Origin of the sequence: Ensifer sp. Root278 (assembly GCF_001429285.1) — a bacterium.
Taxonomy (GTDB): domain Bacteria; phylum Pseudomonadota; class Alphaproteobacteria; order Rhizobiales; family Rhizobiaceae; genus Ensifer.
In genome coordinates, this window is record NZ_LMJJ01000002.1 from 188,113 (window position 1) to 214,867 (window position 26,755).

A 26,755-nucleotide genomic window follows, 5' to 3' on the forward strand; every position below is an offset into this window, starting at 1 on the left:
CCAACATGTGACCGCAGGCGGAATTTCGAGGGCGTCGGCCTCATGACTCCGCCTTGTCCTCGTCTGTACGCTCCTGCCTTGCCTGCAGTCGGTCGAACCTCCCGAAGTCGGTCATGATGCTGACCAGCACGCTCCCCGTCCAACCAAAGGTGAACAGGCCGGACATTGCTATAATCGGGCCGAGCAGCCGCCATCTGTCTGGAAGAGTGACGCTGCCCTCGCCGAGCGTGGTGTAGCTCTCCAGGACGTAGTAGTAGCTGTCCCGCATCGAAGGGATGATCTCCTTCACATAGAGGGGAACCGCCCATATCAGTGTCTCTGCAAAATGCAGGAGCGCTAGAGCGGCGATTGTCGCCGCCAGCATGATGTTGAGCCGCCAATGCGGCGTGGCGCTGGTTACGTGCACCCAAGATTCGTTGAACTGCCGACTGATAGACCGGATCCCGGCGCCGTGCACGAAGATGACGACGATCAAAAACAAGGTGCCGACGAATATTTCCAGAACGGGCTTTGGCGTAGAGATGACTTCCACTCGTTGCATCCTTGATGTTTGCCATCCGTAGGCGCGGCAGTCTGCAGGGGTGTCGCTGATCAGGGTAGTGGCGACCATCACAGAACTCGATCGTTCGAAGACAACTACGTCTGGACGAGCAACAGTCCCAACACCGCGTGTAATACGACCGCGCGCAGCAGCAGTTCGCCGACCAGGCCGCCTTTGACGAAGAGGATCGCCAGAAGGCTGGGCCAGCACATTGTACGTCACCATCGCAGTGAGCGCCGGGTGTGGAGCGAGGGCTAAACTGCTTCCCGAATGCTGTTACTCTGAACAGCAACGTCAACGGCATGGCTGGGTCTCCATCGGCTGTCAGGATCTGCGGCCAGCGCCCGCCGATGTTTGCCTAGTTTTGCGTCCCTCCCCCTGAGAGTTCAGTAGCAGGGCGGATAGGGGTAGTACCCGCATGTCGGCGGGCGATAGTACGGGTGATATTCGGACGCCACAGCAGCCGCTCCCAGCACGGCCCCCGCTGCGACGGCTCCCCCATAGGCCGGGTGCGCATAGTAGGCGCCACGCCAGACAGGAGCACGAAAACCAGCGCCTCCAACCGCAACGCCGCCATAAGGACCGCGTGCCGCAAACCAGTCGATGAATAGCGACGCGGGGCCATCTGCTCCGGCGAGATCGCCTTCGAGGACCGCGACCTCAAAGGTCAGGTTTGCGCCTTCGAGTTTCGGCGTCTTCAGGACGACCACCGCATCGGCAACGGAATCTCCCTTGGCACTCAAGACCGATATCGTCGCATTGGGCGGGTCCTTGGCGAAGCTGTCCCCTCCCTCGCCCCATTGATTGATGAATTCGGAGGTCAGGACATGACCTGCAGAGCGCACCGGGCGGTCGGCGAAGACGATTGAAACCGCGGAAATACCGCTCATCGTCAGCTTGCCGTTCTCAAGCTTTGCGCCTGCGGAATTGAGGACAGCCAGCGACGGCACCATTTTAGATTTCGTCGCCCCGATCGTCTTCTGGGCGGGAGCCGAGATGGCGTCCTGCCCGAGGGCCGGCGACGTGGAAACGAAGGCCGCCGCGAAAGCGGCCATGCAGATATGTGAGATCCTAGGCAATGTTCGTCCTCCGGTTGGGCCACGAGCCCGCTACTTCAAAAGTCCCAGGTTGATCAACTGGACGCGCCGGTTGTCGGCCGACCCCGGATGATCCGGATCGATCGGCCATTCCTCTCCGGCACCCACTGAAAAAAGGCGGTCGGGGGAAACCGCAAAAGTGGTCGAGAGCGCCTCATTGATAGCGTCGGCGCGTTTCTGGCTGAAGTAGGCGTGGCGTTCCTGGGCAGATGCCTCAACCACAGCAACTGCGAGGATGGTTGAGGAAAGCAACAATATGACCCGGTTGGACCTGCGCATGTCTCGCCCTCGATTAAGGTTTGACTTGGAGATGGAAGGTTTCCCATCAACCTGTGAACTGCGAAGTCGAAAGTGCAAGGTATCTAACAGTAACCTACAATCCGGCAGGACGTAGTTTCGGTAGATCGTGTGCCGGCCATTTCGACAGGAGCACGTTGCTTCGGATCAGGAGAACTGGACGCAGCCAGTATGTTCACGGGCCTCTCTGGACGAAGACCAGTTTCAGCAGTAGGTTGCATTCGAAAGTGAATATAATCTGTAGTAAAGTGGCTGAGGTGCAAGCCATGCAGAACGAATTGTCAGCCTGGGACGAGGCTGCGTCGCCCCCATCTCGCCCTGCTCCGAGCCCGGATGACATCCGCGCTCAACTCGACCGCATCATTACCAGCCCCGAATTCCCGCATGTTGGTCGTAGTGCCGCGTTCCTGACCTATGTCACGGAAGAAGCTCTCGCGGGTCGTGCGGGGCGGCTCAAGGGCTACTCCATTGCGGTCGAGGTGTTCAAGCGGAGCGAAGGGTTCACGCAGGACGATCCCGTTGTCCGGATCGAGGCGGGACGCCTCCGTCGCATGCTGGAGCGCTATTACTTGGTCGCGGGCCAGTGTGATCCGATAAGGATCGACATCCCCAAAGGTGGATACGCGCCGTCTTTCGAGTGGAACGGCGCATTCGAAGCTAGTTCTGCGGAGGAAGCCAAGACACTTGCAGTGCGCGGCTTTCGCGTCCAGTTGCGCCGTATGACGGCAGTAGGGATCGGGGCTGGCGCAATGCTCGGCATTAGCATTGCCGCTTTCGCCTTGTCCTCTCTCCTGTTGCCCGGCCGGTCGAACGCCCTCCTCTCCGAGGGAGGTCCGACGCTGCTCGTCGCCCCGTTCACCGATCTTGGCGATGGGCCACAAGCGGAGCTTTACTCGGCTGGCCTGACCGAGGAATTGCTGACAGTCCTCCCTCGCTTCAAGGAAATCCACGTGTTCGGGCGTGAGACGTCCAAATCGCTGTTGCCGGGAGTGGCCGCCTCTCAGGTGCGCGGCGAGCTTGGTGCGCGGTTCCTACTCGCCGGGGGCGTGCGTGTTGCAGGCCAGCGGGTGCGCGTGACAGCACGTCTGGTTGATACCGAGACAGACAAGATTCTCTGGTCCGAGACCTACGACGACGACATTCACAGCCGCGATCTGTTCAGTATTCAATCCGACGTTGCCAACAAGGTTGCGACCACGGTCGCTCAGCCATATGGAATCATGGCCCAAGCGGATGCCGTCAACCCTCCCCCTGACGATGTTGGCCTATACACCTGCACGCTTGGTTTCTACGCCTATCGCGCCGAGTTGACGGTGAAGCAGCATGCGAACGTGCGGAGTTGCCTCGAGAACGCCATCGAACGCTACCCAACCTTCGCTACGGGCTGGGCCATGCTCTCGATCATCTATCTCGACGAGGAACGTTTTCGGTTCAACACAAGGTCCGGCACGCCGACGCCGGTCGAGCGCAGCCTAGGCGCCGCTCGGCGCGCAGTTCAACTGGATGCGGGCAACACCCGTGCCCTGCAGGCTTTAATGACTGCGCTGTTTTTCAACCAGCAGGTTCCGGAGGCGTTCAAAGTCGGCGAACAAGCGTTGGAGACCAACCCTAACGATACCGAGCTTCTGGGCGAGTTCGGGACTCGCGTTGCCCAAAGTGGGCAATGGGAGCGTGGGGCAGCTTTACTGGATCGCGCAATCGAGCTCAACCCCAGCGGCGGTGGCTACTATCACGGGACACGTGCGCTCGCCGCCTATATGTTGCGTGACAACCGAACTGCAGTGATCGAAATCCGCCAGGCGGATCTGCAGACGTTTCCGCTCTATCACGCGGTTGCAGCAGTCATTTACGTGAACGCGAACATGATGGACGACGCCCGCCGGGAGGCCAAGCAATTGGACGAGATGCGCCCCGATTTCATTCCGAACATCGTGGCTGAACTGAAATCGCGCAACTTCCAGCCCGCTGATCGGGCGAGAATGGTCGCCGACATCAGGAAGGCCGGGCTGCCAGCGGTGGACGAAGTTCAGGCATCGATGCTGCTTCCGAAGGGGGCCCCGGTCTCTCGGCCCTAGGGGCTGATCCACACAAAGACGGCCGTCACCACACAGGAACATACCATAATTACGGGCGCTATACGCCTTTGAGAGATAGGTTTTTTCGCCGAAGTAAGCTTCGGATGTGTTGGGTTTCAATCGAGAGCGAACCGTGGGCAGCATTGGTGGTTTGGTGTCAGCTCCAGGGAGCTGGTTTCGCTGTGTCGACATGCTGATCGCGACGACCCGCGCTGGGACGTGATCGGTGAACCGAGAAGCTCGCGAGCTTTTGCTCACCGCCGCCGGCTGCAACCGAAACCCCATTCCAGTCAATACACGGCCTTTATCAACGAAAGACAGCAATATCCTTGTTATCCAAGGGTTGTCATGTGATTCTTCGGGCATGGTCCGAAGGAGATGAGAATGTCGGAAACGATGCTTGCAGCGCTTACCAACATTCGGACCGCGGAAGATATGATCGTGGCCTTTCGCGATGAGGAGCAGTGTCGGAGGTTGCTGGAAAGCATGGTGTGGCCGGGTGGGAGAGTTTGCCCTGCCTGTGGTTACAAACGCTCGATTGCGATAGCCGGGCGCGATGCTGGCAAGCGGCGTGCGCGTCCGGGTCTCTATCAATGCTCCAACGGCGATTGCCGGTTCCAGTTCACGGTGACGACACACACGCCTCTGCATTCCACAAAGCTTCCTTTGAGTGTCTGGCTGAAGGGCATGTGGCTTATGCTGCAGTCGGATAAGGGTTTGTCCTCGGTGCGCCTGGCCGAGGCTCTGGGGGTGAGCCAACCCACGGCCTGGCGGATGGGACACGCGCTGCGTCTCATGGCGGCGCGCGAGCACATGCTCGATGGCACGGTGGAGATCGATCATTTTCATCTCGGTGGGCGAGCAAGAATAAATCCGGACGATCCACCGCCTGGACGGGGCCGAAAAGGTCTGCCAAATACGCAGAAGACACCGGTCATGGTGATGGTGCAGCGACCAGATGACGTCACACCCGGCACTCCGGCCGGTGACGCCCGTGCTGCGGTGGTGACTGGTCTTTCGCTACGCGCAGCGGCGCGCGCCGCTGGAACGCAGATCGAGCCTCATGCCTGCTTGATGAGTGATGAGGCGACAGCGTTCATAGCCCTTGGCGAGAACTATGCCAAGCATGATGAGCCCTTCGATCTCCAGAAGCGTATCATCCTTTTCTATGGCCCGAGTGGCACCGGCAAGACCAGTTTTTCTCGGCCGTGGGTGGAGCCTTTTCGTGCCTCGGCTTTCCCACCTCCACGAGTCGATTGGGGTCCACTCAAAGGCGTAGTCAAGGTTTTTTACGAAGAGATATTAAAAAAGTTTTAGTTAGACAAATAAAAATGTGTTGTGTGTAAAGTAATATCCGCATAACTCCCAGAATTACCCCGCGCCGTCTTGGCCAGGATTATCGTCTTATATTTTACAATATTATTCCTTGTGTAAAATAATATTTCTTGACACTCCTATCAATCGAGTGCCAATCGTGCTATGTAAGGATTGCAGTCGCCCTATGCGCCGACCGCAGAAAGAATCTCCATGAAATTCCGTCCACTCCATGACCGCGTCGTCATCCGGCGCTCGGAAGGCGATCTCAAATCCAAGGTCGGGATCATCATTACCGACATTGCCCAGGAAAAGCCGCAGAAAGGCGAGGTGATCGCCGTTGATCTAGGCACGCGTAATGAAGGCGGCAAGCTGATTCCGCTCCACGTTAAGGCCGGTGATACGATCCTGTTCGGCAAATGGTCCGGCACCGATGTCAAGATCGACGGCGAGGATTTGATCATGAACGAGGCCGACATCATGGGCATCGTCGAAAAGACCGTCGCGGCCAACAAAGCTGCCTGACGGTCGATTTCCGACCCCACAACCTCACGACCGAACTGGACGAACATAATGTCTGCCAAGGAAATCAAATTCTCCACGGATGCGCGCGATCGCATGCTGCGCGGTGTCGAGTTGCTCAACAACGCCGTCAAGGTGACGCTGGGTCCCAAGGGCCGCAATGTTGTCATCGAGAAGGCCTATGGCGCGCCGCGCATCACCAAGGACGGCGTCGCCGTTGCCAAGGAAATCGAGCTGGCCGACAAGTTCGAGAACATGGGCGCGCAGATGGTGCGCGAGGTGGCCTCTAAGACCAACGACCTCGCCGGTGACGGCACCACGACGGCGACTGTGCTCGCTGCCTCCATCCTGCGCGAAGGTGTCAAGCTCGTCGCCGCCGGCATGAACCCCATGGATCTCAAGCGTGGCATCGACCTTGGTGTCGCTGCTGTCGTCAAGGAAATCCAAGCGCGGGCCAGGAAGGTCAAGTCCTCGGGCGAGATTGCGCAAGTCGGCACCATCGCCGCCAATGGCGACGCGACAGTCGGCGAGATGATCGCCAAGGCGATGGACAAGGTCGGCAATGAAGGCGCCATCACCGTCGAGGAAGCCAAGACTGCCGAGACCGAACTCGACGTTGTCGAGGGCATGCAGTTCGACCGCGGTTATCTCTCGCCCTATTTCGTCACCAATGCCGAGAAGATGCGCGTGGAGTTGGAGGACCCCTACATCCTCATCCACGAAAAGAAGCTTGGCAATTTGCAAGCGGTGCTGCCGATACTCGAGGCGATCGTGCAGAGCGGCAAACCGTTGCTGATCCTCTCCGAGGATGTCGAGGGCGAGGTTCTGGCGACGCTGGTCGTAAACAAGCTGCGCGGTGGCCTGAAGGTCGCTGCCGTCAAGGCGCCGGGCTTCGGCGACCGCCGCAGGGCCATACTGGAAGACATTGCCGTCCTCACGGCCGGCCAGATGATCTCCGAGGATCTCGGCATCAAACTCGAGAACGTTACGCTCGACATGCTCGGCCGCGCCAAGCGCGTGCTGATCGAGAAGGACACCACCACGATCATCGACGGCTCCGGCGATAAAGCGACCATCCAGGCGCGCATCCAGCAGATCAAGGCACAGATCGAGGAGACGACCTCCGACTATGACAAAGAAAAACTGCAGGAACGCCTGGCGAAGATCGCCGGCGGCGTCGCGGTAATCCGCGTCGGCGGCGCGACCGAAATCGAGGTCAAGGAAAAGAAGGACCGCATCGACGATGCCCTAAACGCCACGCGCGCCGCGGCTGAGGAAGGCATTGTTCCTGGCGGTGGTGTTGCCCTGTTGCGCGCCAGGTCGGTCCTGGTCGGACTGACGGGAGCGAATGCGGACGTCACAGCGGGCATCTCGATCGTGCTCAGGGCGCTTGAAACCCCGATCCGGCAGATCGCCGAGAACGCCGGTGTCGAAGGCTCGATCGTCGTGGGAAAACTCACCGACAGCAGGGATCACGATCAGGGCTTTGACGCGCAGACGGAGACCTATGTCGATATGATCAAAGCGGGCATCGTCGACCCGGCGAAGGTCGTGCGGACCGCTTTGCAGGACGCCGGCTCAATCGCGGCACTTCTGATCACTGCCGAAGCGATGATCGCCGACATTCCCTCAAGAGAATCCGCCCGGCCGGCCGGTAACGGCGGCATGGGTGGGATGGGATACTGAGAACAGTGCCTGGATCGTTCGGTCAGCACGGCTGGGCGGCGGAGCCCAAACAGAACCGTCTCGATCGCCCAGCGTTTCGAGAGCTACCAGCAATCCAAGAGTTTCTTGTATGGGCCTGCGTCGCCACGGCGGTCGCCACAATGATCATCGGATTCAGCTGGGGCGGCTGGGTGACGGGCGGCACGTCACGCGCAGCGGCGCGGCGAGGGGAATTCTCGCTCGGCCCAATGCTGATGGCACTGATGCGGGCGAACAAGAGTGCTGGCTGGAAAGCCGGATAGTGCGATGGCGAAGCGGCTGCTAAGCTTAGACGATTGGACGAGAGGAGCAAAGCATGCCGTCTGAGCCTCGATCACCACGCCTTGCGGTCCTTATCGACGCCGACAACACCTCGGCAAAGATCGCCGACGGGTTGTTCGAAGAGGTGGCAAAGATCGGGGAGGCCAGCGTCCGCCGCATTTACGGCGATTTCTCGGGCACGCGTTCCAAGGCATGGGCGGATGTGCTTGCGAAACACGCGATCATTCCGCAGCAGCAATTCGCCTACACGACCGGCAAGAACGCTTCAGATATCACGCTCGTGATCGACGCCATGGATCTGCTGCATAGTGGTCGTTTTGATGGCTTCTGCCTCGTTTCGTCCGACAGCGATTTCACGCGTCTGGCCGCCCGTATTCGCGAGCAGGGCATCGACGTTTTTGGCTTTGGCGAACAAAAGACTCCGGAGAGCTTCCGGCAGGCCTGCCGCCGATTCATCTACACTGAGAACCTGCTCCCAGGCGCGGTGAAAGACGAACAGAATGCCGGATCAGCCGCAAAGTCTTTGCAACCGGTGAGCGCCGCCGTGCCGTTGATAAAAAAAATTCTTGCCCAAGAAGAAACCGAGGAAGGGTGGGTAAACCTCGGTACCGTTGGCAAGCAACTGCTCAACTTGGCACCAGACTTTGATCCGCGTACCTTCGGGTTTCGAAAGCTCAGCGACCTCATCCGAAAAACAAACAAGTTCGAGGTCCAGCAGGCGGAGGGTAGACCCGTCAGCATTCGCCTGAAGCAAGGAACCAAGGCCCAGTAGCGATTGCAGGCATACGCCCTCCAACCTAAATTCGCACCAGACGCCAAAATCAGCCGTTGCGGTCGCCGGGTTCAGAGATCAAGTATTCCTGAGAATGCACATATCGATTCTTCCGCTAACGCCTGGGAGTGCAAACGGCCGTATCAGCTCCGTAGCGGGCTCTGCAGCATGGAGTAGCGATCTCCGACATAATTGGGCTTCAGCCGACGGTATGTTAAGGACGCGCCGTACCGCGGGGCCTCCCGTCAAAAAAAGCGCTACGGGTGTTTGTTCACAGGTGGAGGCGATCGCCGGCCAGCTTGGGGGTATTGAGAATACGCAGCGCCCGCACCGCATTTTTAGGGCTGAGCCCCTCCATCTTCCAAGGGCCTATTTCTGCGGTCTCTCCCGTGAAGACGTGATAGATCGAATAGGTTCCGTCTCCGTCGAAACGGCGACCATACTGATCGAGCTGTCCGGATCTGTTCGGCGCGCCCCCTTCGGATTCCCATGCGCTGATGACGAGCGCGTGTTCTTCGTGTTTGCTTTTCATCTGCGGCCCTCCTTGCGGCGGTCGCCTGTGCCACGACTGGCGACGCTGCTCAGTTATCGGGCGTCATGCCCCGTTCAATCGGCCGCAGATTATCTTCGTTGCTCACCCGCTCTTGGCCGAGTTCATCATTGCGGATGCGATACCGAGGCGAGTTGTCCGTGAAGGGGAGTTTGGCGATGATGTGATCGTTTCCGCCGGACGGGGTGAAATATTTGCGCGATCTTTAAGGCGCGCCAACAGACCGATCGGGAATCAATGCTGACGCATTAACGTTGCGGTCACGGTTAGGGTGACGGCGAGATTGCGGCTTCGTGGCGATCGACGGCTATGAGGCGTTCAAGTTCCTCGGGATCAATCGCTACCAGACGCATTCGGTACTTGTTCGCGGCCGTGGCTGGTATCGTGATAAAGGTCGCCACACGGCGATAGGCGAGCCACGAGATGCCTTCGATCAACTCCTCGTCCTCATCGACTTGGTAGTCGCCAGGAGCCACTATCTCACCGAGCTTTGGCATCCAGAATGGTTGGTCGAAATGGACTGTTCGATGTTTCGTCCGGGCAAACATGCTGCCCTCCTTTTCTGTGGCATACGTCGGCGAGATTCAGCCAGGATCGGCCGTTTGCCGCCAATAGCAGCGCGAACAGCTACCGTCGCTACAGCCTCATCGGACGACGCTCGTAACGACGGCCCCCGCACCTGAACATGCGGAATCGAGATTGGTGAGTTTGGCGGGCCTACTGCCTCTGATGAAGCAAAAAGCCAAGCTGGCCTCAAAACCATCATAAATCTGTATGCCTTGAAAACGGCTTTACTATGTTTATTGATTGAAAATCTGTTTTAGCGAAAAAAATGTTCGGAATTTATAAATATAGTAGCGCTGATAAAATCGAAATTTGTCGTTTTCGGCCCAAGATCACGCACGATAATTAGTTGAAATATATTCTTGAATGAGGATTTTAATTGGTTGTTTACATTAATTCTTTTAAAGCGCACTGTAAAAAATCTGGGTTACCATTGGCTCCTGGTCGGAGCGCGGGCCTGCAACGATCCCGATAATCACCTGATTAGAGGGAATGCAATCATGACACTCGATCAAATTCTTGAACGGACAACGCCCTACGCGATTGGTTTAGTTGTCGGGCTTATCGCCGCGCCGATCATCGGCTTCAATGCAGGATGGATTACCACCACGACTGCCAGCACTCAGGCGTCCGACGAGGCCAGAGTGGCTGCGCTTGCGGGCATCTGTTCAAGTGCGGCAGGGCGAATGGCAACTGCCAGCAGCACGGACCTCGCAGCACTTAAAGGCTACGACAATCGTGCGAAGCGCGACGAACTGGTAGCAACCATTATGACCGATATCCAAGTTCCAGCGGACATCCTCGGCAAGGTCAGCACGAGCTGCCGTCGCTCACTATCCTGAAGCGCAGCAGACGCCGCGTAATAGGTAGACCAACCAGAACGGAAAATAGGAGATCACAATGAAAAACTTCATCCCCGCCCGCTTCAGTACCTACGATTTCACGCGCCTGTCCGTATCGCTTGCGTTTACGCTGGCGATTGCTGTGATTGTCTATTCGGTCCTGTTCGGAAGCATCCTGTAGTCGTCTATACGTGCATCCGCTCTACGAAGCTGGAAAACATCCTGGACGGACTTTCGAGGTGCCGCGCTGTTGAATGAGGCTGGTAAGTTATCCCGACATTAGCTCTTCCAGGCGAGTAAAATGGACCTGGCATTGGGAAGAGTAGGTCGGGACTTTATCCATGACACAGGCTCAGGCGTTCGCATTCGCCATTCTGATCAGCCTGATGGTCGCTTTCATATGGGGACGGCTCCGCTACGACCTCATTGCAGTTCTCGCGCTGCTTGCCGCAGTTTTCACCGGTATCGTGCCGCACAAGGCAGCGTTCTCCGGCTTCGGGGACGATATTGTCATCATTGTAGCCAGCGCGCTTGTCGTCAGCGCCGCGATTGAGCGCAGTGGCGTCTTAGAGGCATTGCTCCATCGGGTGGCGCCCAGCGTGACCTCTGTGCAGGGTCAGGTTGTCATTCTCGTGACGACTGTCTCGGTTCTCTCCATCTTCATTAAGAACATCGGCGCACTGGCGATGATGATCCCAGTCGCATTCCAGATGGCGCGCCGGTCGAAAGCTTCCCCCTCGTCTTTTCTCATGCCGATGGCGTTTGGTTCCTTGCTTGGCGGGCTCATGACCCTCGTCGGCACATCGCCGAACATCGTCGTCTCCCGAATGCGCGAGGAACTGACGGGCCGCCCATTCAACATGTTCGATTTCACCCCCGTCGGCATAGGGCTTGCCGCAGCGGGAGCAGTCTTTCTGGCGTTTGGCTACCGGCTGCTTCCCAAGGAACGCAAGGCGGTCGCGACAATGGAGAAGGCGCTGAACATCAAGGACTACATGACAGAGGCGCGTGTTACTGCCACTTCGTCCGTCATCGGCAAGTCGATCAGCCACCTGTCGATCTTGTTGGACGAGGAGGTCCTTGTCACTGGCCTCATTCGCAATCGGGTCGAGCGCGTGACTCCACTGCCGGACGTCGAACTCCGCCAAGGGGATATCGTTCTGTTGGAGGGAGACCCTCAGGCGCTCGAGCGAGGCATCAGTCGTGCACGTCTGGAACTGGAGGGGCACGACCGCCCCACGGAAGCGAAGGGAACCGACGAGGAAATTGCAGGAATTGAGGCGGTGATCGGCCCGAAATCAGTCTTGATCGGGCAAACCGCCAAGCGTTTGGCGCTGCATGATCGCTTCAACATCAATCTGCTCGCAGTAAGCCGAAGCAGCGAGCGCTTCACTGATCGATTGCGCGACATCGTGTTAAGATCAGGCGACGTTCTCGTTTTGAAGGGCGATCTCGTGCTTCTCCCGAACAGGTTGATGGAACTCGGTCTTCTTCCGTTGGCCGGGCGCGAAATCCGCTTGGGGAATCCCCGAAAAGGTCTGATTCCGGTGGTGGTCCTGGCTGGTGCCATGGTGCTAACGGCATTCGGCCTGTTGCCCGTCGCCACGGCCTTCTTTACGGCTGCTGTGCTGACGGTACTGCTCGGCTCACTTTCGCTTCGGGAAGCTTACGAGGCTGTCGATTGGCCCATCCTGATAATGCTGGGCGCTCTCATTCCTGTCAGCGAGTCGATCCGTGCGACCGGTGGTGCCGACCTTATCGCCGGAGGCCTTGCTCAACTTGCTACCACCTTGCCCCCCTATGGGGCCCTTGCAATGATCATGGTGGTCGCAATGGCAGCAACCCCGTTTCTGAACAATGCAGCCACCGTTCTCGTAGTCGCCCCGATCGCGGTCACCCTTGCTCAGTGCCTTGGCTACAATCCGGATGCATTTCTGATGGCAGTCGCGGTGGGGGCGGCTTGTGACTTTCTCACGCCTGTTGGACACCAGTGCAACACCCTGGTGCTGGGCCCCGGCGGCTATCGCTTCGGCGACTATTGGAAGTTGGGGCTGCCGCTCTCGCTCATTGTGGTCTTAATCGGCGTGCCACTGATCCTGTGGTTTTGGCCGCCCGTTTAGTGCAAGCGTCGTTTCAATTCCGATTTCAGGTTCACCGTGGCGTCAGCCTAAAGTCTGCCCGTCGGGACCAGAATGAGCAGATCGATCGCCACGACGCCGAGGCGCCAATGCCGCCGTGTCCGCCCAATAGAAATACGATAAGACCGAGAGCGCCGAATTTTCAGCTTTCCGACGCCGGGAAGCAAGATTGAATTCATGCGGAGTACGGCACCGATGGATTGGTGGGAACCCGGTGCCCTTAATTGGGGCGCGGAGGAGAAGCCACCGGGATAGCTTCCCATTTTCTCGCCATGACCATGGACAAGTGACGGGCCGTGAAGCGCTTGTGAGTTCGTTCTTTGCAGGCTAGCGAATGTCTCAAACCATGGGCCTTGCTGATTGCGGTCCACCTGTTCGACCCAAGGTAGCCAAGGGAATTGTCATTTGTCCGAATGACTATCTGAGTGACATGCGCCAACGACCTATTTGCTGCGATTGATGAGAAGTCCTGCCAGCAGCTCGATTTGTTGCTGCTGCTTGTCAATCAGGGATTTCAGTTCAATGTCGCGCATCTGATCCACCTTGTCATGCAGCGCCATGATCTCAATTTCCGCCTTCAGGTTAACCTCATAGTCGTGTGTCGCATCGACCCTATCTTTGATTGAGTGCCTGTTCTGGCTCATCATGATCACGGGTGCTTGAACGGCTGCCAGCATCGATAGAATGAGATTGAGAAAGATGAAGGGATAAGGATCGAAGGCGCGGGTAGTTGCAAGTACATTCGCTCCGACCCACAGCGCGAGTACTAGCGCGAAAGTCATGATGAAGGTCCACGAGCCACCGAACTCGGCCACTTTGTCTGCCAAACGTTGCCCGGACGTCAGCTTTTCGTCAAAAGAGCGATTCGGGTCCCGCGTTATTGCGCGTCGGGCGAGATGGCGTCGAAAAACCGCGCGTTCCCGATCCGTAAGCAACGCGGCCGGCCTTCCCAAATAGCGGCTCGCACGGTCGGCAATCTCTTGCCGTTCGTCGATGTTCTCTTCTGTTTCCCTGGACATACCTTCCTCCACGATTCCGGCGCCCACCAGTTGCAGCCTTCACCAAATCGCTGGTTCCGCAACGGAGCAACAGTCGCATGCACAACGGTCACTCCAAAGCTTGAACCATTACTCCACCCAGCTCTTGCGTCAGGTTGGCGACGATCCACGCAAGGAGGAAGGATCCCGAGCCTGGTTCGGAAGGTGGCGCGCAGACCAGCACGTCACAATCGGAATATTACTACGCTTTTCAATCAGGTAATCCGGACTCTGTGAGGTTTAGCCGAATGAACTGCCCTCATGCTCCCGCGATCGAGGGGCAGTGGCTGTTCGAACATCGCGAAGACGGGCTGCTACTATGCCGCCGCGTCTATCGCGAGTTGAGGGCAGGCAATCGCCGATCCAGACAATAGAACGCGGATCGGCATCCTGCTGCGGCGTGGGGGTCCTGACCATAACGGCCGTGGGGCCGGCCGGAACGCAGATCGGCAAGGGGCCCGCCGACGGAGCGAACTGGGACTACCGTCTGCCAGGAGACGTCAGCAAGGTCAATGCCAGGAGACCCAGGGCTGCCGAGATGACGGAAGCGCCGAGAACGCCGAGCTTGACGGAGTTCAGAAGCTCGGGCTCGAAAGCAAGGTCGGCAATGAACAGAGCCATGGTGAAGCCGATCCCGGCCAGCAGGCTTCCGGCTGCCAACAGACTCCACGATAGCTCGTCTGGACGAGTTCCAAAGCGCAGTTTCACAGCGAGGAAACTGAAGAGCACAATGCCAACAGGCTTGCCAACCACGAAGGCGGCAAAGATTGCGATCGTGAGGGGAATGTCGAAGTTTGCGTCTCCTATCGGAACGCCCGCGTTTGAGAGGGCAAAAAACGGCATGATCACGAATGCGACCCAGGGATGGAGAGCAATCTCGAGGCGCTCGATCGGCGACAGTGCCTCGCGGGTCGCGACGTCTGCCCGATGGAGGTCGCTGCGTGCCGCGGTGTCGCGGCTCCAATGGTCGCCGGGCGGATGAGCGATCACCCGGTCGAGTATCGCATGGAGGCGGGTGTCGCTTACCCACCTCCGCGCCGGCGTCATTAAGCCAAGAATCACTCCGGCGAGCGTCGCGTGGACGCCCGATGCGTCGAATGCCAGCCAGATGCCGCCACCTATCGCGAAATAGACCGGAATGCTGCGGATGCCCAGACGCGCGATTCCAGCTACGACGGCAAGGCCGAGACCGGCGGTTCCGAGTGCGACCCAATTCAAGGCTTCGCCATAGCCGATCGCCACGATCAGGATGGCGCCGACGTCATCGAAGATCGCAAGTGAGAGCAGGAACAGCCGCAAGCTCCCTGGCACGCGCGAACCGAGCACCGCAAGGCACCCGATGACGAAGGCCGTATCCGTGGACATCACAGTGCCCCAGCCGCTCGCACCCGGCCCGCCGCCGACAAGCAGCGAAAACAGTCCGGCCGGCACAGCCATTCCCCCGAGAGCGGCGGCGATGGGTAGAGCGGCTATTCGCGGATTGCGTAGCTCCCCCAGCACCAGCTCGCGCTTTAGCTCAAGGGCGATGACGAAGAAAAAGAGCGTCATCAGCCCGTCGTTGATCCAGTGCTTCAGAGAACGATAGGTCTCGATGTCGCCAACTCTGACGCCCGCGGACATCTCCCATAAGGCGAGGAACGACGACGACCAAGCTGTGTTTGCGAGGCCCAGCGCCAAGAGCGTGCTGAGCAGCAGGATAAGGCCCGCCGTAGCCTCAATGCGGAGGAATCGCATGAATGGCTTAGTAAGCCGATCTGCGGGTTCCCTGGGAAGCTGTGAGAGGCTGTCCTTCATGCCGTGAACCGCTCCTGCGTTTTGATCGCGACTGGCAATGTTCCCAGCGGGCTATTGCAAGGCCGGCACCTCATAAGTCCACACCCGGAACGACTTGAGGACGTGTGGCCCGAACGAGTTGATGAGGGGGACATCGGCCGCGTCACGGCCGCGCGCAACCACGATCCTGCCGACACGCGGCGTATTGTTGCGCGGATCGAACGTGTGCCATCCATCGTCCAGGAAGACCTCGAACCAGGCACTGAAATCCATCGGGTCGAAGACCGGGACGCCGATGTCGCCGAGATGACCGTTGATATAGCGCGCGGGAATGTTGAGACAGCGGCAAAGCGTGACCGCAAGATGTGCGAAGTCGCGGCAGACACCAATGCGCTCATGAAAGACTTCGAAGGCCGTCCGCGTCGACCGGGCTTGCATGTAGTCGAAGCGGATATGGTGGTGGACGAAATCGCAGATCGCTTGCACACGACCCCAACCGGGCGCGACCGTGCCGAACATGTCCCAAGCGCTCTGACTGAGACGGTCGGTTTCGCAATAGCGGCTGCCCATGAGGTAGGTGAGGCAATCGTCCGGCAACTCCGGCACTGGGAGCTCCTGGGCGGCTGGCAGCACTTTGTCCGGTTTGCCGTCGTCCTCGATTGTGGCATCGCCCCATATCGTCAGGTCGCCCGCCGGCGCGACAAGCCGCCGGCATCGGTTGCCGAAGAGATCGCGATAGGTCGATGTCGGCACATCGGGGGCGGTGAATATCGTTTCAGGAACCCGGATATCGGCCGCGCGATCCTCGTGGACCGACAGCAGGCATACCAACGCGGTCGGTTGTTGGAAGTTCAGCGTGATCTCATAGCCGTAGCGGATCAGCATCTGAATCCATCCTGGCGGAAATCGGCGGCGGTCAGTGTGTAGGAATCGCGGCCACTGGAATAGGCCTTGCGTACGACTTTGTAGATGGAAAGGCGCAACGCGTCGAAAGCAGTAAGGAGCTTCGATTCCGAGATTTCCGACCTGCCCAATTCGGCATCCGCCATCACGAGCGCCTCGGCCTCGACGAAGAACCGCACCTCGAACATACCGTCATGGCCGATGAAGCGGACGGCGTTTCGCTTTTCATCGACGCTGCGGCTCGGATACGGAAGTAACAGCGTCATCATTAGCGAACCTCTGTTTCGCGCGACGCGGGCCGCGTTGGTGCCGATACGCTGATCCGCTTTATCCGCCGCTCTATATAGCGAAGGTTGTCGTCGACAGGCGCCGGTGCGCCTATGGAGACGTGATAGATCCTCCAGGGGCGATCCGTTTCAATGTGGCGGCCGTATTGATGATCCATTAGCTCGGGTGCTGACGTCCCACCTTCATTTTCCCAAATGCTGATCGCAAGTGCATGTCGCCCGGCTTCAATTTCATTGCGGCGAGCGTTCATGATGGTGGCCTTTCATCAAGATTTTCGATGGAGCCGAGCCTGCTTGAATGGATCGTGCTTCCATCACCGTCGGCGATGGTCATGGCTGTGGCATGTCGAGCGTCCTCGAAAGCTCCAGCGCAAACTCTATCGCCTCGTCGAGATCGGCAGCTTCCACGCTCTCGCGGTCGAGGACCGCATGCGCGTCGTCCACATTTCGGATCCGGTAGAACTCAATCACGATCTTCATCGCCATGCTCTCCGTTCTGCAGAAGCGTCGTATTGTCAGTGCTTGCCCTTGCCGAACGATGCTTTGGCGGTCGCGGCGGCCCTGACCTGGTTGCCGAACTGGCTTTCAAGATTGGGCGAAGCCTTTTTCTGCTTCGGCTTTCTGATTTCGCGATTGCTGCGTTTCTGTCCGTTGGCCATGACCGAACATCCTTTCGGTGAGAGTTGCGCCGTCATCGGCCGACGCCATGCACACCGGTTCGAGCCTGCCCTTCGTCGTCGCCCGATCATGACGTTCGTCGTCGTTTCGAATGCGGTATTGCGTCGAACCGTCGCTCGGCGGGCGCATGAAGGTGAAGTGGTAGATGTCCGCTGGCAGAGCCGATCCACGATGCTCGCCCTTCAGCCGAACGGCTTGACCGACGGTAAAGAGATGTGTTGCTGCGTCGCGGCGGGTCGGGTTGCCATTGCGCTGCAGAATATCTGTAGCTTTCATCATTGGCCTCAAATGGGCTTTAAACAAGGTCCTCGGCGTCTTTGTTTTCGGCCGACAGTAAGGAGAGGTCTCAACTGGATACAATTCACTCCCTTAATCCGCACGGTTTGCTGCTTGAAGGCCTCCCATCCGTCTGCGCCGGCGGTAGCAGTTCGCCAGGAACCAGGAACTATGAGACGCAGGCGGCGTTTAGATTCAGAGGCCTCATGCACTGGGAGGTGATGATGAGAAAGCACTCCCGAACGATATCGCCTGAGGTGCGCGCGGCGATCGGCGCCTTTCTGAGCGCGTGTCAGAAAGAAGCCCGGCCTTTTGCGACGTCTGAAGCCCTAGGTGCAGTGCGGCGCGTATTCCCTGATCTGGATATTTCAGACACGGATCTCATGGATGCAATCACCAGCGAAGCATCCGTGGCGGGTTTTGACGTCGACACTCCGGATCCTGCTTCCGCGGCGCGGAGGAGGGGTTCGCTTGAAGAATGGGATAATGAAGGCGGCGCGCCGCGCAGCGAAACTCAAGGCAGGAGTGGTGATGACACGCAGGGCAGAAGGCGGCGGGCAAGAGCGACCAAGGACCGGAATGAGTTGCTCTAGCTGTGAGCTTTCAGGAGGCTGTCCGTTCGGAGCGGACCGTGGAGACTGGAGTTACCAGGCTTCAGCACGCACCGGAGGGTCGGAATGAACATCCACAAGAACGCCCGTTCGGCGCCATTGCGTCGAGAGGAGATGGCACGATCGGTCAGCGAAGGCCGTCTTTCCAAGGCCGAGGCGGCGCAGGTCTACGGCGTGTCGGCGAAGATTGTGGCGCGGTGGATCGAGCGCTACCAGTGCGATGGACGCGCCGGCATGGCGGACCGCTCGTCGCGGCCGGGCCGCATGCCGCGCCAGACCGGAAGGATTGTCGTCGAGCGCACCGTTGTCTCAGCGGCGTCCACTCGCTCCTTCCGTAGGTGCTATGGCTCCTGCTACAGATCGAAAGCCTTCGCCAGGGCTTGCCGTCACCTCGGTCTCAAGCACCGGCTCAGCAGTTCGACAATTGAGCCTTTTGCGATTTGCAACCCCGGCTGGCGCGCAGGTTTGTTGACGCCTTCGCCAATCCGCACCGCAAAGGCGGGAAAGCGGGCTGAGAGCAACTCCCGGCCGGTGGCGTCGGCTGAGTCGAGTAGTGGCAAGCCCCGTGCACTGATCAGAATACGTCCAGCGAGCTGAGCAACAAGACTATGCCGACGACTACAACGACGATCTGAGCCATCTGCTTCATCGTCGAGTCAATCGGAAGTTTTTGCACGAGGTACAGCACCAAGGCGATGACAAGGGCCGTGATCAGGATGCTGATTATGATGGACATGCCCCAGGTCCCTTTGAAGGAACTGCCTTCCGGCAGTGAAGGTGTAAATATGGCTGAGTTCTATAAAGGGAAGAGCGGCATGGACGCGGCGGCATCGAGGCCACGTCGACAAAGGTTCGTTCAGCTCCAGGTTGGTGCCGTACCCTTCGCCGTCCCCGGAGGTCTAATTATCTATCAGAAACCAGGCGGCAAACAGACTTGCGATGGCGGGAACGGAAAACGCGAGAGCGAAGATCGGAAGTTCCTCTGCGATCGAATAGCCGGCACGGTAGACACCGATCCAAAGATTGACGACAGAAATGATCAACCAGATGGCCAGGAAGACGCTTAATGCTGCACCCGTCAAAGGTTTTGTTGTCGTCCACAGTTTGGAAAGCAGCATTATGCCGGCGCAAACAAAGAGCCCCGCCGCAATGACTTTGATGGTATGCATTTCACGACATCCTCTATTTTGATGAGAGACCTCGCCTCCAATCAGCCGGCGACCGGACGCGAGGAATGTTCCTTTACGCCACCTGCCGCTGAAGGCGGGATGCCCACCAGGCCGCAACGGAACCGAGACCACTGACGGATAGGAGTTCGGCGACTGCGAGGAGACCTGGTTCGAGATGCGCTGCAAAGAAGGTGATCAAGCCGAGGAAGTAGGCTGGAATGTTGTTGAGTGGAGCGGCCACTCGCAGCGATACAACAATCATCGCAACGACGAACACGACAATCCCGAAAGCCAATGGCCCAGTCGCGGGGACTAACATTCCTACTGCCAGCACGGCTGCCACTCCCATGGCTATTCCGGCCGCCAGGCAAAGATAGCTGCAGAAGGCGTCCTTTGCAGAGTGCCCACGCGTGTAGAACGCGACCCATCCCATAAACATTGCCCAAACCGGCCACCCAAGGCTTGCTGAAGACGTGGCCACGAACGCGGCAACTACGGCGGCGATTAGCGTAATGGCATGGAATCTCAGGGTCGTCAGGATGGGTTTGTTTTTCGATTTGTCAGTCATCTCGTTTTCCAGTTTTCATCGGTGGTGGGAAACCCGCAATCGGGAGGTGATAGTGCGCGATCTGGAGGAGCAGCCCCACCGTAACGATTGGGACTGCTTCAATGTTTGCGATGTTTACAGATTGGCCGGCTTCAACAGGTCCTGCAGGCCGATGTTGCGGAACATTTCCGCCCGCACGCGATCGGCAACGCCATTGACGATCTCAGCACCATCCTGTGAGGGATCGACGTGAACACGGAAGGGCCGCTTGCCGAATGGCATGTCGATCACGTCGACGATTGCGACAGCCACCGATCCGGCATCCGCATCGGCGGGCTCAAGCGCTGCAAGACCTTGCAAAGCCTGTTCCGGAACGCCTTTGTAAGGGCCTTCGTTGTATTCAGCTGCACGCACTGTGTCGGCCGGCGAGCCGGAATGAGCAAAGTGATTGGTGCCCTTGGTAAACGCACCCGGAACGATGATGGATGTCTCAATCCCCCAACGGGTCAACTCGGCTGCGTAAGATACAGCAAGCGAATCCATAGCCGCCTTCGCTGCAAAATAGGGAGACAAATACGGTGGAGTGCCGCCGCGAGTGCTCGAAGAGGAGACCCAAACGACCAGACCCTTGCCTTGGCGGCGCATGTGAGGAAGTGCGGCGCGGTTCACGCGCTGTGTGGACAGAACGTTGATGTCGAAGAGTTCGGCGAACTGCTCCGGCGTGAACGCTTCTGCCGGCCCGAAGGACATATGACCGGCGTTATGCATAACGACATCGAGGCGACCGGCATCTGCGATGATCGTGGCAATTCCTGCTTCTACCGATGCGTCGGAGCCGACGTCCAGTTCCACGGAGCGAAGGTCGACGCCGTTGTCTTTGGCGAAGGCCGCCGCGTCGGCAACGGCCTTGGCGTTTCGTCCGGTGGTAGCGCGCATCCCGGCGTAGACAGTGTGGCCGGCCTTGGCGAGCGCGCGGGCCGTGAGGGCACCGAAACCGCTGGAGGCACCGGTGATGACGATAACTTGCTTAGTCATGGGAACTATCCTTCGTATCTGTCAGATTGGGGGAATGTTGGGCGGTAAGGAGGGGCGAGTGTTCAAACCCGCCCGGCTCACTGATTGAAATCTGGGGAACCGACCGAGGTCACGCTACGCCGCCATTGGCGCGAACGATCTGGCCGTTAACCCAGCCAGCGTCAGGGCCGGCGAGGAAAGATACGACGTTGGCAATGTCGTCCGGTTGGCCGAGGCGTTCGAGCGGCGGCATTTTCGCGAACTGGGCGACCAGCTCATCGGACTTGCCGTTCAGGAACAGCTCGGTCGCGATGGGGCCGGGAGCCACAGCATTGACCGTGATGTTGCGGCCACGCAGTTCTTTGGCGAAGACGTGGGTGAAGGCCTCAACGGCGGCCTTGGTGCCGTTGTAAACCGCGTAGCCCGGCATGTTCAGAGCCAGCGTCGTCGAAGAGAAGTTGACAATGCGGCCGCCGCTCTGGAGGCGCTTTGCAGCCTCCCGCATCGTGTTGAAGGTGCCCTTGGCGTTGATGGCGAAGTGGCGGTCGAAATCTTCGTCGCTGGTTTCAGCAAGGGGCAGTGTCTTCAGGATCCCGGCGTTGTTGACGAGTACATCGATGTGGCCGAACGCGGCTTCCGCCGAGTCGAACATGCGAGCCACTGCAATCGCGTCGGACACATCAGCCTGGGCGCTGATTGCCTTGCCGCCCTTAGCTTCAATCTTGCGGACGAGATCCTCAGCAGGCGCTGCACTGCCCGAATAGTTGATGACAACCGTGAATCCGTCGGCTGCAAGGCGCTCAGCAATTGCTGCGCCGATTCCGCGGGATGCGCCGGTAACGATGGCGACCTGGTTCGTGGTGATGGACATTTTGTTCTCCTTTGCGCTCAGCGCTTGTTGACAAGGAGGAAGATGTCACTATCCGTTCTGCGGATAATCATGCATTATCCGCCAATACTATGCGGGGACAGCGAACAATGGACAGGCTGGATGCGATGCGAATTTTCAGCCGTGTGGTGGAGCGCAAAAGCTTTACTGCGGCCTCAGAGGATCTTGGGCTTCCACGCTCCACCGTCACGGATGCCGTCAAACAATTGGAGGCGCGCCTTGGGGTGCGCCTTCTGCAACGAACAACCCGGCATGTCAGCTCAACGCTCGACGGTGAAGCCTATTACCAGCGCTGCATCTTAATCCTTGATGACATCGAGGATGCGGAAGGAGCATTTGCAGGAGCGGTCCCGAAAGGACTTCTCCGCGTTGATGTACATGGGACGCTTGCGCGGCACTTCGTCATGCCGAACCTTCCCTCTTTCTTTAAGTCATATCCGGATATCGAACTTTACATGACTGAAGGCGATCGGTTTGTGGATCTCGTTCGCGAAGGCATCGACTGTGTTCTGCGTGTTGGTGAGCCACAGGGCGGAGATATGATCGGACGACGTGTCGCCGTGCTGGAAGAGGTAACATGCGCCTCGCCCGACTATCTGAAGCGATATGGTACGCCGCAAAGCGCCGATGCGCTTGATGGGCATGTCATGGTTGGGTTTCGGTCATCAGCGACCGGCACACTGATCCCTTTGGAGTTTTCAGTGAACGGCAAAGTCATCTATCGTCAGCTTCCGACGATCGTTTCGGTCAATGCCGCGGAGAGCTTCATTGCCGCAGCCAGACAGGGTCTCGGACTGATACAAATTCCGCGCTATCACGCCCAGATGGAACTCGACGCTGGCTCGTTGGTCCACGTCCTACCGAACATTCCACCCACACCTACGCCAGTGTCACTTTACTACCCCCGCAACAGGCAATTGTCTCCGCGGGTCCGAGTGTTTATTGACTGGTTAGCCGGCGTCTTCCGTGAAGCACGGCTCCAGGAATAGTCGGCCCCGCACGCCCTGTCAGGTTGAAGGATCGAGTGTAATCGGACCACTCCAACGTTGCGGGACCGGTGTCTCTCACAAAACCCGGCTCACCGCCCTTGAATGAACAACTGACGGCATCATCGGTCGCGGTCGCGAGGGAGAAGAATGGAGCCGCCTGGATCTCGGCAATTTTATCCTCCGAAAACTCATGATGAACCCGGACCTTCTAAAGCCTGTCCACTAACTACCATCAGAAAGGCGCCATGGCGCCGTGCGATCATCGAAGGCAGGACGGCACGCGTGACATGCAGCGTCGCGGACAGGTTGTATGAGTTCATCCGCCGCTTCCTGCTCGATGTCCTGCCGCGCGGCTTCCACCGCATCCGGCATTACGGTCTGCTCGCCGGCAGTTCCCGAAAAATCAGCATCGCGCTCGCTCGCGAACTCCTGCACGTCGCCGCACCAGCCGACAACGGCACACCAGGCGAACCGGATGACTTCCGCCCGCCATGCCCCTGCTGCGGCGGACGCATGATCGTCATCGAGGTATTCAAACGCTGGCGGCAACCACGTGGACCGCCAGACAAGGCAACAACGAACCGGGAGAGTGCGTCATGACCCGGCATGGCAGATCCATTCATATGGTCTACTCAACGCAGAGCTGGCCAACGGGAAGGCCTGCGCAACTGCCTATGGCGATGGAGTTCAGCCGGGCAAATGCGCTCCAAGTCACCACGAAAATCTCGGCAACAACCCTGGCAAATACCACTCTGGACCCGCCGGGACTGACAACTGTCGCTGCGATCTCCCGTCCGCTGGAAGCGCCGATCCACAAAAAGCCCATAGCTCAGAGAATGCCGACCGCGGGTTCCTGCATGAGAGGCTTTCGTACGCCTGACGGCACCCGAAACCCTTCACCATTTGAGCCGTTGAACTAATCATGGCGGCCGCCCGAAAGCGGACACCCTGCAATTGGACCACGTGGCACACTGCGCCCAAAAGCGGAACAAAGGGCTTTGCCTGGGAAGGCGCTTCCGAAGCTAGACTTTCTGCGCAAGGGCACGCGCCTTACGGCCCGCCTGGCTTCAGACCCTGCGCGCGTGAGAAGCGGCGACCGGATCGCCGACGAGACAGACCTTCGGGATTGGCTCGGTGGCTTCACCAAGGTGGCTGTGTCGGAGGAGTCGGTGGGTCTTGGTGGGTATCGAAAGGTACTCATAATTCTCGTGTCTTCTACGGGCAAGATGACGAACCTAACGAAGATGGCGACGAAGACGAGCTGATTGAAAGCTGGACTCCTCGCTTTCGTCGGTAATGGCGAATTACGGCACATACATCCCCGCTTCCGTAAGGTGGTGCCTCCAGAGTTCGCCCAGGCGAATAGGAAGAGCGCTGATGGCCCGTGGGCCGTAGCCGCGCAGGTCACTCTTCTCGTGTACCTACTGCCACTTATCGCACGGACGTGTTCGCGCTGAAAGGTGGAACCGCTATGAAGCTGTTCCACTGGGACAGGCCGCGCTGTCGGCTGACATCGACCTCACCCATCTCCCGATTCGCGGCGGCAGTGCCCGGTCTTTTAAGGGAGTGGCGCACCCGACAGGATGAAACTGGGCACCGCTATGTAATCGCTGCCCCTATCGATTTTTGAGCTCACCTCTCGTTCAATCTGGCAGACCTGCTTTGCGATATCCGTCGACGAAATGGTCACACGTGACCTGATCTCGAAAGGGCTGTGAAGCGACCCAATGGCTGATTGTGAAATGTGGATTGCTCGCCATGAACAGCTCGCCTTCCTGATGGGCCTCGTCCGTTCGTCCCAGTTGTGCAAGGCTCGCTGCAAGCACGCGCCGCGAAATTGTTTGGTAGGTAGCCTCATTGCGTAGCGTGACGACTGCCGCCTTATACTGGCAAGCGGCGTACTGCGCGAACCCCAGATTCCAATAGTACCATTTGGGGGGATGTGGGTTCAGGCGGAGCGCCTTTTGGACCTGTTCAACCGCGGTGGCCGGCTTACCGCTCAACACCGAAAAGTCCGACATGTCCGCCCAGGCATCGGCGTAATTCGGGTCAATCTCGAGCGCGGTCGCGAACTCGGCATCCGACTCGGGCCAGCGCCGTTCATATGCCAGCAAGTGGCCAAGGACGAAGCGGCAGCCGGCCTCGTTCGGGTCGAGCTTCACCGCTTTTTCAGCTATGGCAACGGCCACAAGCCGGTTGGGTACTTCTGGCTCGCCCCACTGCGCCCAAGCCTGCCAGAGATCAAATGCCAGGAGCCGATGCGCCTCCGCATAATCCGGGTCGAGAGTGATCGCCCGCTGCAACAGAACGCGCGATTCGCGCGCCGCCGCCGGCGAAATCCCAATCAGCCCACGCCCGCGCACGCAAAGATCATAGGCTTCCATGCTGTTTGGCCGGCTACGGGGCGGCTGTGTCACCAGGCGGCCGATCAGAGCCTCGACGATCCTGGCCGTCACCTCGTCCTGCACAGCGAAAATATCTTCAAGATCGCGGTCAAAGCGGTCCGCCCAAAGATGATTTCCGCTGATGGCATCGATCAACTGAACGTTGATGCGCACACGACCGGCAGCGCGGCGGGCGCTGCCTTCCAGCAAATAGCGGACGCCAAGATCACGGGCAATCAGCCGGATATCGATCGACTTTCCCTTGTAGGCAAAGGTCGAATGGCGGGCGATCACGAACAGGCTGGCGTTCCGCGACAGATCGGTGATGAGATCTTCAGTCAACCCGTCTGTGAACACATCCTGTTCGGCGTCGCCGCTCATGTTGGTGAAAGGTAGTACGGCGATCGATGGTTCTGACGGCAGAGGCAACGGCTCAGGTTCGCCTTTCCGGTCGGCAATTGCCGAATGCCGCACCCTGTAGACGCGCACTGGCTCAGCTATGTTCTTCAACGACTTCTGGCCTAGGTCGTCAAAATCGGTCTCCACCTTCCGCTTGACTTGATCGTAAACGCTGCCCGATACGCAGATGTCTCCAGGTTCGCCCAATGCCTCCAGCCGAGCGGCAACGTTGACGCCGTCGCCATAGAGATCGCTACCATCTACGATGATATCACCGAGATTGATGCCGATGCGCAGGATTACCCGCCGGGAGTCCGGCAAACTATCGTTGGCCTCGGCCGTGCCATACTGGAGATCGACTGCGCACTGGACGGCATCGACCGCACTGGCGAACTCGACTAAAACGCCGTCACCCATGACCTTGACCAAGCGACCTCTATATCGCGCGATCAGGGGAGCCAGAATATCGCGCCGTCGGGCCTTCAGGACCTTGAGGGTTCCTTGCTCGTCCGCTTCCATGAGACGGCTGTAGCCGACCACGTCCGCGGCCAGAATGGCGGCAAGACGGCGCTGCACGCGTTCTTCGACCATTGAGGTAGGTGCCTCAGGAAATTCACTCGTACATATGGTATTGGGATCATCCGGAGATGTCCATCGCAGTGTCCCGGATCCCAGGTTTTGTAGTGGACCGTTGGAGATTGGCGCACCGGACCAGATTCCAACCGCACGTGATAGGTCGAAACGTGTTCAGCATGTTCGTTTTCCCTGCGTCGCTATCCAGAACCAGACGGTCTGCTGTGTGCCCCAACCCGGACCCTGGCGGTAAGAACGCTGATGTCCGCTTTTCGTGGTGGTGGCCTGGCAGCGGACGGTCCGCTCACGGCTCCAATTGAGACGCTCGGATCATACTGGCCAGCATCCGCTCCTACAACGCGAAGCCGGCAACATGCCGCCCGGTCCGGATGTCTCTATCCTACGCCTTGAAAGGATATGAACCGTCGACCTGTTCACTGCGCGTGAATAAAGCGGGAATGGGGAGCGTTTGCGAGCCGAAACTATAGGCTGATACTGTGAAACTCGGCGATCCGCGTAGCGAAGCGC

25 protein-coding genes and 6 pseudogenes are annotated in these 26,755 nt (G+C 58.7%); 13 read left to right on the forward strand and 18 right to left on the reverse strand.

Annotated elements, in window-relative coordinates:
- Window positions 1–40: 40 nt before the first annotated feature.
- The 3 genes and pseudogenes from ASE60_RS03845 to ASE60_RS34385 form a co-directional block, all read right to left on the reverse strand.
- Window positions 41–532, reverse strand: coding sequence for an ion channel (locus tag ASE60_RS03845; RefSeq protein WP_057248473.1), 492 nt, complete (start codon window positions 530–532; stop codon window positions 41–43).
- A gap of 395 nt (window positions 533–927) precedes the next feature.
- The gene (locus ASE60_RS03850; RefSeq protein WP_057248412.1) at window positions 928–1,620 is read right to left on the reverse strand and encodes a hypothetical protein; all 693 of its coding nucleotides are present in this window, start codon (window positions 1,618–1,620) and stop codon (window positions 928–930) included.
- Between the two features lie 30 nt (window positions 1,621–1,650).
- Window positions 1,651–1,821, reverse strand: a pseudogene (locus ASE60_RS34385) (OmpA family protein); the annotation flags it as partial.
- A 380-nt stretch (window positions 1,822–2,201) separates the two neighbouring features.
- Between ASE60_RS34385 and ASE60_RS03860 the strand changes: the two are divergent.
- From ASE60_RS03860 to ASE60_RS03885, 6 genes and pseudogenes are all read left to right on the forward strand, one after another.
- A complete protein-coding gene (locus tag ASE60_RS03860) occupies window positions 2,202–4,010 on the forward strand; it encodes a hypothetical protein (RefSeq protein ID WP_057248414.1) in 1,809 nt (602 codons plus the stop codon).
- A 384-nt stretch (window positions 4,011–4,394) separates the two neighbouring features.
- Window positions 4,395–5,141, forward strand: a pseudogene (locus ASE60_RS03865) (IS1595 family transposase); the annotation flags it as partial.
- A gap of 396 nt (window positions 5,142–5,537) precedes the next feature.
- Complete coding sequence (locus ASE60_RS03870; protein WP_057248415.1) at window positions 5,538–5,849, forward strand: co-chaperone GroES; 312 nt, start codon at window positions 5,538–5,540, stop codon at window positions 5,847–5,849.
- A gap of 48 nt (window positions 5,850–5,897) precedes the next feature.
- Window positions 5,898–7,532, forward strand: coding sequence for a chaperonin GroEL (gene groL, locus ASE60_RS03875; RefSeq protein ID WP_057248416.1), 1,635 nt, complete (start codon window positions 5,898–5,900; stop codon window positions 7,530–7,532).
- Between the two features lie 9 nt (window positions 7,533–7,541).
- Window positions 7,542–7,732, forward strand: a pseudogene (locus tag ASE60_RS03880) (hypothetical protein); the annotation flags it as partial.
- A 134-nt stretch (window positions 7,733–7,866) separates the two neighbouring features.
- Window positions 7,867–8,604 (forward strand): NYN domain-containing protein, encoded by a 738-nt coding sequence (locus ASE60_RS03885; RefSeq protein WP_057248418.1) that lies wholly within the window; start codon window positions 7,867–7,869, stop codon window positions 8,602–8,604.
- Window positions 8,605–8,875: 271 nt separating this feature from the next.
- Here the strand turns inward: ASE60_RS03885 and ASE60_RS03890 are convergent, their stop codons facing one another.
- From ASE60_RS03890 to ASE60_RS03895, 3 genes and pseudogenes are all read right to left on the reverse strand, one after another.
- On the reverse strand, window positions 8,876–9,136 hold the full coding sequence (locus ASE60_RS03890; RefSeq protein ID WP_057248419.1) for a hypothetical protein: 261 nt from the start codon (window positions 9,134–9,136) through the stop codon (window positions 8,876–8,878).
- A 49-nt stretch (window positions 9,137–9,185) separates the two neighbouring features.
- Window positions 9,186–9,376: pseudogene (locus ASE60_RS35450) on the reverse strand (hypothetical protein).
- A gap of 44 nt (window positions 9,377–9,420) precedes the next feature.
- A complete protein-coding gene (locus tag ASE60_RS03895; protein ID WP_057248420.1) occupies window positions 9,421–9,702 on the reverse strand; it encodes a hypothetical protein in 282 nt (93 codons plus the stop codon).
- A gap of 516 nt (window positions 9,703–10,218) precedes the next feature.
- On the opposite strand from ASE60_RS03895, the gene ASE60_RS03900 reads away from it, so the two are divergent.
- From ASE60_RS03900 to ASE60_RS03905, 3 genes are all read left to right on the forward strand, one after another.
- The gene (locus tag ASE60_RS03900) at window positions 10,219–10,560 is read left to right on the forward strand and encodes a hypothetical protein (protein WP_057248474.1); all 342 of its coding nucleotides are present in this window, start codon (window positions 10,219–10,221) and stop codon (window positions 10,558–10,560) included.
- Between the two features lie 58 nt (window positions 10,561–10,618).
- Window positions 10,619–10,741, forward strand: coding sequence for a hypothetical protein (locus tag ASE60_RS36000; protein ID WP_113737019.1), 123 nt, complete (start codon window positions 10,619–10,621; stop codon window positions 10,739–10,741).
- Window positions 10,742–10,901: 160 nt separating this feature from the next.
- Window positions 10,902–12,680 carry an SLC13 family permease gene (locus ASE60_RS03905; protein WP_057248421.1) on the forward strand — a complete coding sequence of 593 codons (1,779 nt, stop codon included), beginning with the start codon at window positions 10,902–10,904 and terminating at the stop codon, window positions 12,678–12,680.
- A 461-nt stretch (window positions 12,681–13,141) separates the two neighbouring features.
- Here the strand turns inward: ASE60_RS03905 and ASE60_RS03910 are convergent, their stop codons facing one another.
- The 6 genes from ASE60_RS03910 to ASE60_RS03935 all read right to left on the reverse strand — a co-directional run bounded on the left by ASE60_RS03910 (window position 13,142) and on the right by ASE60_RS03935 (window position 17,679).
- Window positions 13,142–13,717, reverse strand: coding sequence for a DUF1003 domain-containing protein (locus tag ASE60_RS03910; RefSeq protein ID WP_057248422.1), 576 nt, complete (start codon window positions 13,715–13,717; stop codon window positions 13,142–13,144).
- A 498-nt stretch (window positions 13,718–14,215) separates the two neighbouring features.
- Window positions 14,216–15,529, reverse strand: a complete 1,314-nt coding sequence (nhaA, locus tag ASE60_RS03915) for a Na+/H+ antiporter NhaA (RefSeq protein WP_057248423.1) — start codon at window positions 15,527–15,529, stop codon at window positions 14,216–14,218.
- Window positions 15,530–15,580: 51 nt separating this feature from the next.
- On the reverse strand, window positions 15,581–16,393 hold the full coding sequence (locus ASE60_RS03920) for a transglutaminase family protein (RefSeq protein ID WP_057248424.1): 813 nt from the start codon (window positions 16,391–16,393) through the stop codon (window positions 15,581–15,583).
- Window positions 16,387–16,677 carry a DUF1488 domain-containing protein gene (locus ASE60_RS03925; RefSeq protein WP_057248475.1) on the reverse strand — a complete coding sequence of 97 codons (291 nt, stop codon included), beginning with the start codon at window positions 16,675–16,677 and terminating at the stop codon, window positions 16,387–16,389. Before ASE60_RS03925 ends, ASE60_RS03920 begins: the two co-directional genes overlap by 7 nt.
- 351 nt (window positions 16,678–17,028) lie before the next feature.
- Entirely contained in the window at window positions 17,029–17,178 is a 150-nt protein-coding gene (locus tag ASE60_RS36165; protein WP_327078044.1) for a hypothetical protein, read from the reverse strand.
- Between the two features lie 105 nt (window positions 17,179–17,283).
- Entirely contained in the window at window positions 17,284–17,679 is a 396-nt protein-coding gene (locus ASE60_RS03935; protein WP_244495526.1) for a hypothetical protein, read from the reverse strand.
- A gap of 197 nt (window positions 17,680–17,876) precedes the next feature.
- Here ASE60_RS03935 and ASE60_RS03940 point away from each other — a divergent pair, with 197 nt between their 5' ends.
- On the forward strand, window positions 17,877–18,245 hold the full coding sequence (locus ASE60_RS03940; protein ID WP_244495527.1) for a hypothetical protein: 369 nt from the start codon (window positions 17,877–17,879) through the stop codon (window positions 18,243–18,245).
- Between the two features lie 84 nt (window positions 18,246–18,329).
- Window positions 18,330–18,569 (forward strand): annotated as a pseudogene (locus ASE60_RS33385) (leucine zipper domain-containing protein); the annotation flags it as partial.
- 268 nt (window positions 18,570–18,837) lie between these two features.
- Here the strand turns inward: ASE60_RS33385 and ASE60_RS35105 are convergent.
- The 5 genes from ASE60_RS35105 to ASE60_RS03960 form a co-directional block, all read right to left on the reverse strand.
- Complete coding sequence (locus tag ASE60_RS35105; RefSeq protein WP_176707576.1) at window positions 18,838–18,999, reverse strand: Thivi_2564 family membrane protein; 162 nt, start codon at window positions 18,997–18,999, stop codon at window positions 18,838–18,840.
- Between the two features lie 163 nt (window positions 19,000–19,162).
- Window positions 19,163–19,432, reverse strand: a complete 270-nt coding sequence (locus tag ASE60_RS03945) for a hypothetical protein (RefSeq protein WP_057248426.1) — start codon at window positions 19,430–19,432, stop codon at window positions 19,163–19,165.
- A gap of 73 nt (window positions 19,433–19,505) precedes the next feature.
- Complete coding sequence (locus ASE60_RS03950) at window positions 19,506–20,000, reverse strand: DUF1097 domain-containing protein (protein ID WP_057248427.1); 495 nt, start codon at window positions 19,998–20,000, stop codon at window positions 19,506–19,508.
- Window positions 20,001–20,114: 114 nt separating this feature from the next.
- Window positions 20,115–21,014 carry an SDR family oxidoreductase gene (locus tag ASE60_RS03955; protein WP_057248428.1) on the reverse strand — a complete coding sequence of 300 codons (900 nt, stop codon included), beginning with the start codon at window positions 21,012–21,014 and terminating at the stop codon, window positions 20,115–20,117.
- Window positions 21,015–21,123: 109 nt separating this feature from the next.
- Window positions 21,124–21,864 (reverse strand): SDR family oxidoreductase, encoded by a 741-nt coding sequence (locus ASE60_RS03960; RefSeq protein ID WP_057248429.1) that lies wholly within the window; start codon window positions 21,862–21,864, stop codon window positions 21,124–21,126.
- A gap of 107 nt (window positions 21,865–21,971) precedes the next feature.
- On the opposite strand from ASE60_RS03960, the gene ASE60_RS03965 reads away from it, so the two are divergent.
- Window positions 21,972–22,871 carry a LysR family transcriptional regulator gene (locus ASE60_RS03965; protein ID WP_057248477.1) on the forward strand — a complete coding sequence of 300 codons (900 nt, stop codon included), beginning with the start codon at window positions 21,972–21,974 and terminating at the stop codon, window positions 22,869–22,871.
- A gap of 312 nt (window positions 22,872–23,183) precedes the next feature.
- Window positions 23,184–23,471: pseudogene (locus ASE60_RS03970) on the forward strand (transposase); the annotation flags it as partial.
- 1,043 nt (window positions 23,472–24,514) lie between these two features.
- Here ASE60_RS03970 and ASE60_RS03980 read toward each other — a convergent pair.
- Window positions 24,515–26,245, reverse strand: coding sequence for an adenylate/guanylate cyclase domain-containing protein (locus ASE60_RS03980; RefSeq protein ID WP_057248431.1), 1,731 nt, complete (start codon window positions 26,243–26,245; stop codon window positions 24,515–24,517).
- Between the last annotated feature and the right edge of the window lie 510 nt (window positions 26,246–26,755).

What these genes read in the sequence shown, in the direction of transcription:
- ASE60_RS03895 (WP_057248420.1), bottom strand. Translation starts at nt 9,702, where the DNA reads ATGTTTGCCCGGACGAAACATCGAACAGTCCATTTCGACCAACCATTC.
- ASE60_RS03940 (WP_244495527.1), top strand. Translation starts at nt 17,877, where the DNA reads ATGAGAAAGCACTCCCGAACGATATCGCCTGAGGTGCGCGCGGCGATC.
- ASE60_RS03960 (WP_057248429.1), bottom strand. Translation starts at nt 21,864, where the DNA reads ATGTCCATCACCACGAACCAGGTCGCCATCGTTACCGGCGCATCCCGC.
- ASE60_RS36000 (WP_113737019.1), top strand. Translation starts at nt 10,619, where the DNA reads ATGAAAAACTTCATCCCCGCCCGCTTCAGTACCTACGATTTCACGCGC.
- ASE60_RS35105 (WP_176707576.1), bottom strand. Translation starts at nt 18,999, where the DNA reads ATGTCCATCATAATCAGCATCCTGATCACGGCCCTTGTCATCGCCTTG.
- ASE60_RS03890 (WP_057248419.1), bottom strand. Translation starts at nt 9,136, where the DNA reads ATGAAAAGCAAACACGAAGAACACGCGCTCGTCATCAGCGCATGGGAA.
- groL (WP_057248416.1), top strand. Translation starts at nt 5,898, where the DNA reads ATGTCTGCCAAGGAAATCAAATTCTCCACGGATGCGCGCGATCGCATG.
- ASE60_RS03955 (WP_057248428.1), bottom strand. Translation starts at nt 21,014, where the DNA reads ATGACTAAGCAAGTTATCGTCATCACCGGTGCCTCCAGCGGTTTCGGT.
- ASE60_RS03860 (WP_057248414.1), top strand. Translation starts at nt 2,202, where the DNA reads ATGCAGAACGAATTGTCAGCCTGGGACGAGGCTGCGTCGCCCCCATCT.
- ASE60_RS03920 (WP_057248424.1), bottom strand. Translation starts at nt 16,393, where the DNA reads ATGCTGATCCGCTACGGCTATGAGATCACGCTGAACTTCCAACAACCG.
- ASE60_RS03965 (WP_057248477.1), top strand. Translation starts at nt 21,972, where the DNA reads ATGGACAGGCTGGATGCGATGCGAATTTTCAGCCGTGTGGTGGAGCGC.
- ASE60_RS03905 (WP_057248421.1), top strand. Translation starts at nt 10,902, where the DNA reads ATGACACAGGCTCAGGCGTTCGCATTCGCCATTCTGATCAGCCTGATG.
- ASE60_RS03925 (WP_057248475.1), bottom strand. Translation starts at nt 16,677, where the DNA reads ATGACGCTGTTACTTCCGTATCCGAGCCGCAGCGTCGATGAAAAGCGA.
- ASE60_RS03950 (WP_057248427.1), bottom strand. Translation starts at nt 20,000, where the DNA reads ATGACTGACAAATCGAAAAACAAACCCATCCTGACGACCCTGAGATTC.
- ASE60_RS03910 (WP_057248422.1), bottom strand. Translation starts at nt 13,717, where the DNA reads ATGTCCAGGGAAACAGAAGAGAACATCGACGAACGGCAAGAGATTGCC.
- ASE60_RS03885 (WP_057248418.1), top strand. Translation starts at nt 7,867, where the DNA reads ATGCCGTCTGAGCCTCGATCACCACGCCTTGCGGTCCTTATCGACGCC.
- ASE60_RS03870 (WP_057248415.1), top strand. Translation starts at nt 5,538, where the DNA reads ATGAAATTCCGTCCACTCCATGACCGCGTCGTCATCCGGCGCTCGGAA.
- ASE60_RS03945 (WP_057248426.1), bottom strand. Translation starts at nt 19,432, where the DNA reads ATGCATACCATCAAAGTCATTGCGGCGGGGCTCTTTGTTTGCGCCGGC.
- ASE60_RS03900 (WP_057248474.1), top strand. Translation starts at nt 10,219, where the DNA reads ATGACACTCGATCAAATTCTTGAACGGACAACGCCCTACGCGATTGGT.
- ASE60_RS36165 (WP_327078044.1), bottom strand. Translation starts at nt 17,178, where the DNA reads ATGAAGATCGTGATTGAGTTCTACCGGATCCGAAATGTGGACGACGCG.
- nhaA (WP_057248423.1), bottom strand. Translation starts at nt 15,529, where the DNA reads ATGAAGGACAGCCTCTCACAGCTTCCCAGGGAACCCGCAGATCGGCTT.
- ASE60_RS03980 (WP_057248431.1), bottom strand. Translation starts at nt 26,245, where the DNA reads ATGGTCGAAGAACGCGTGCAGCGCCGTCTTGCCGCCATTCTGGCCGCG.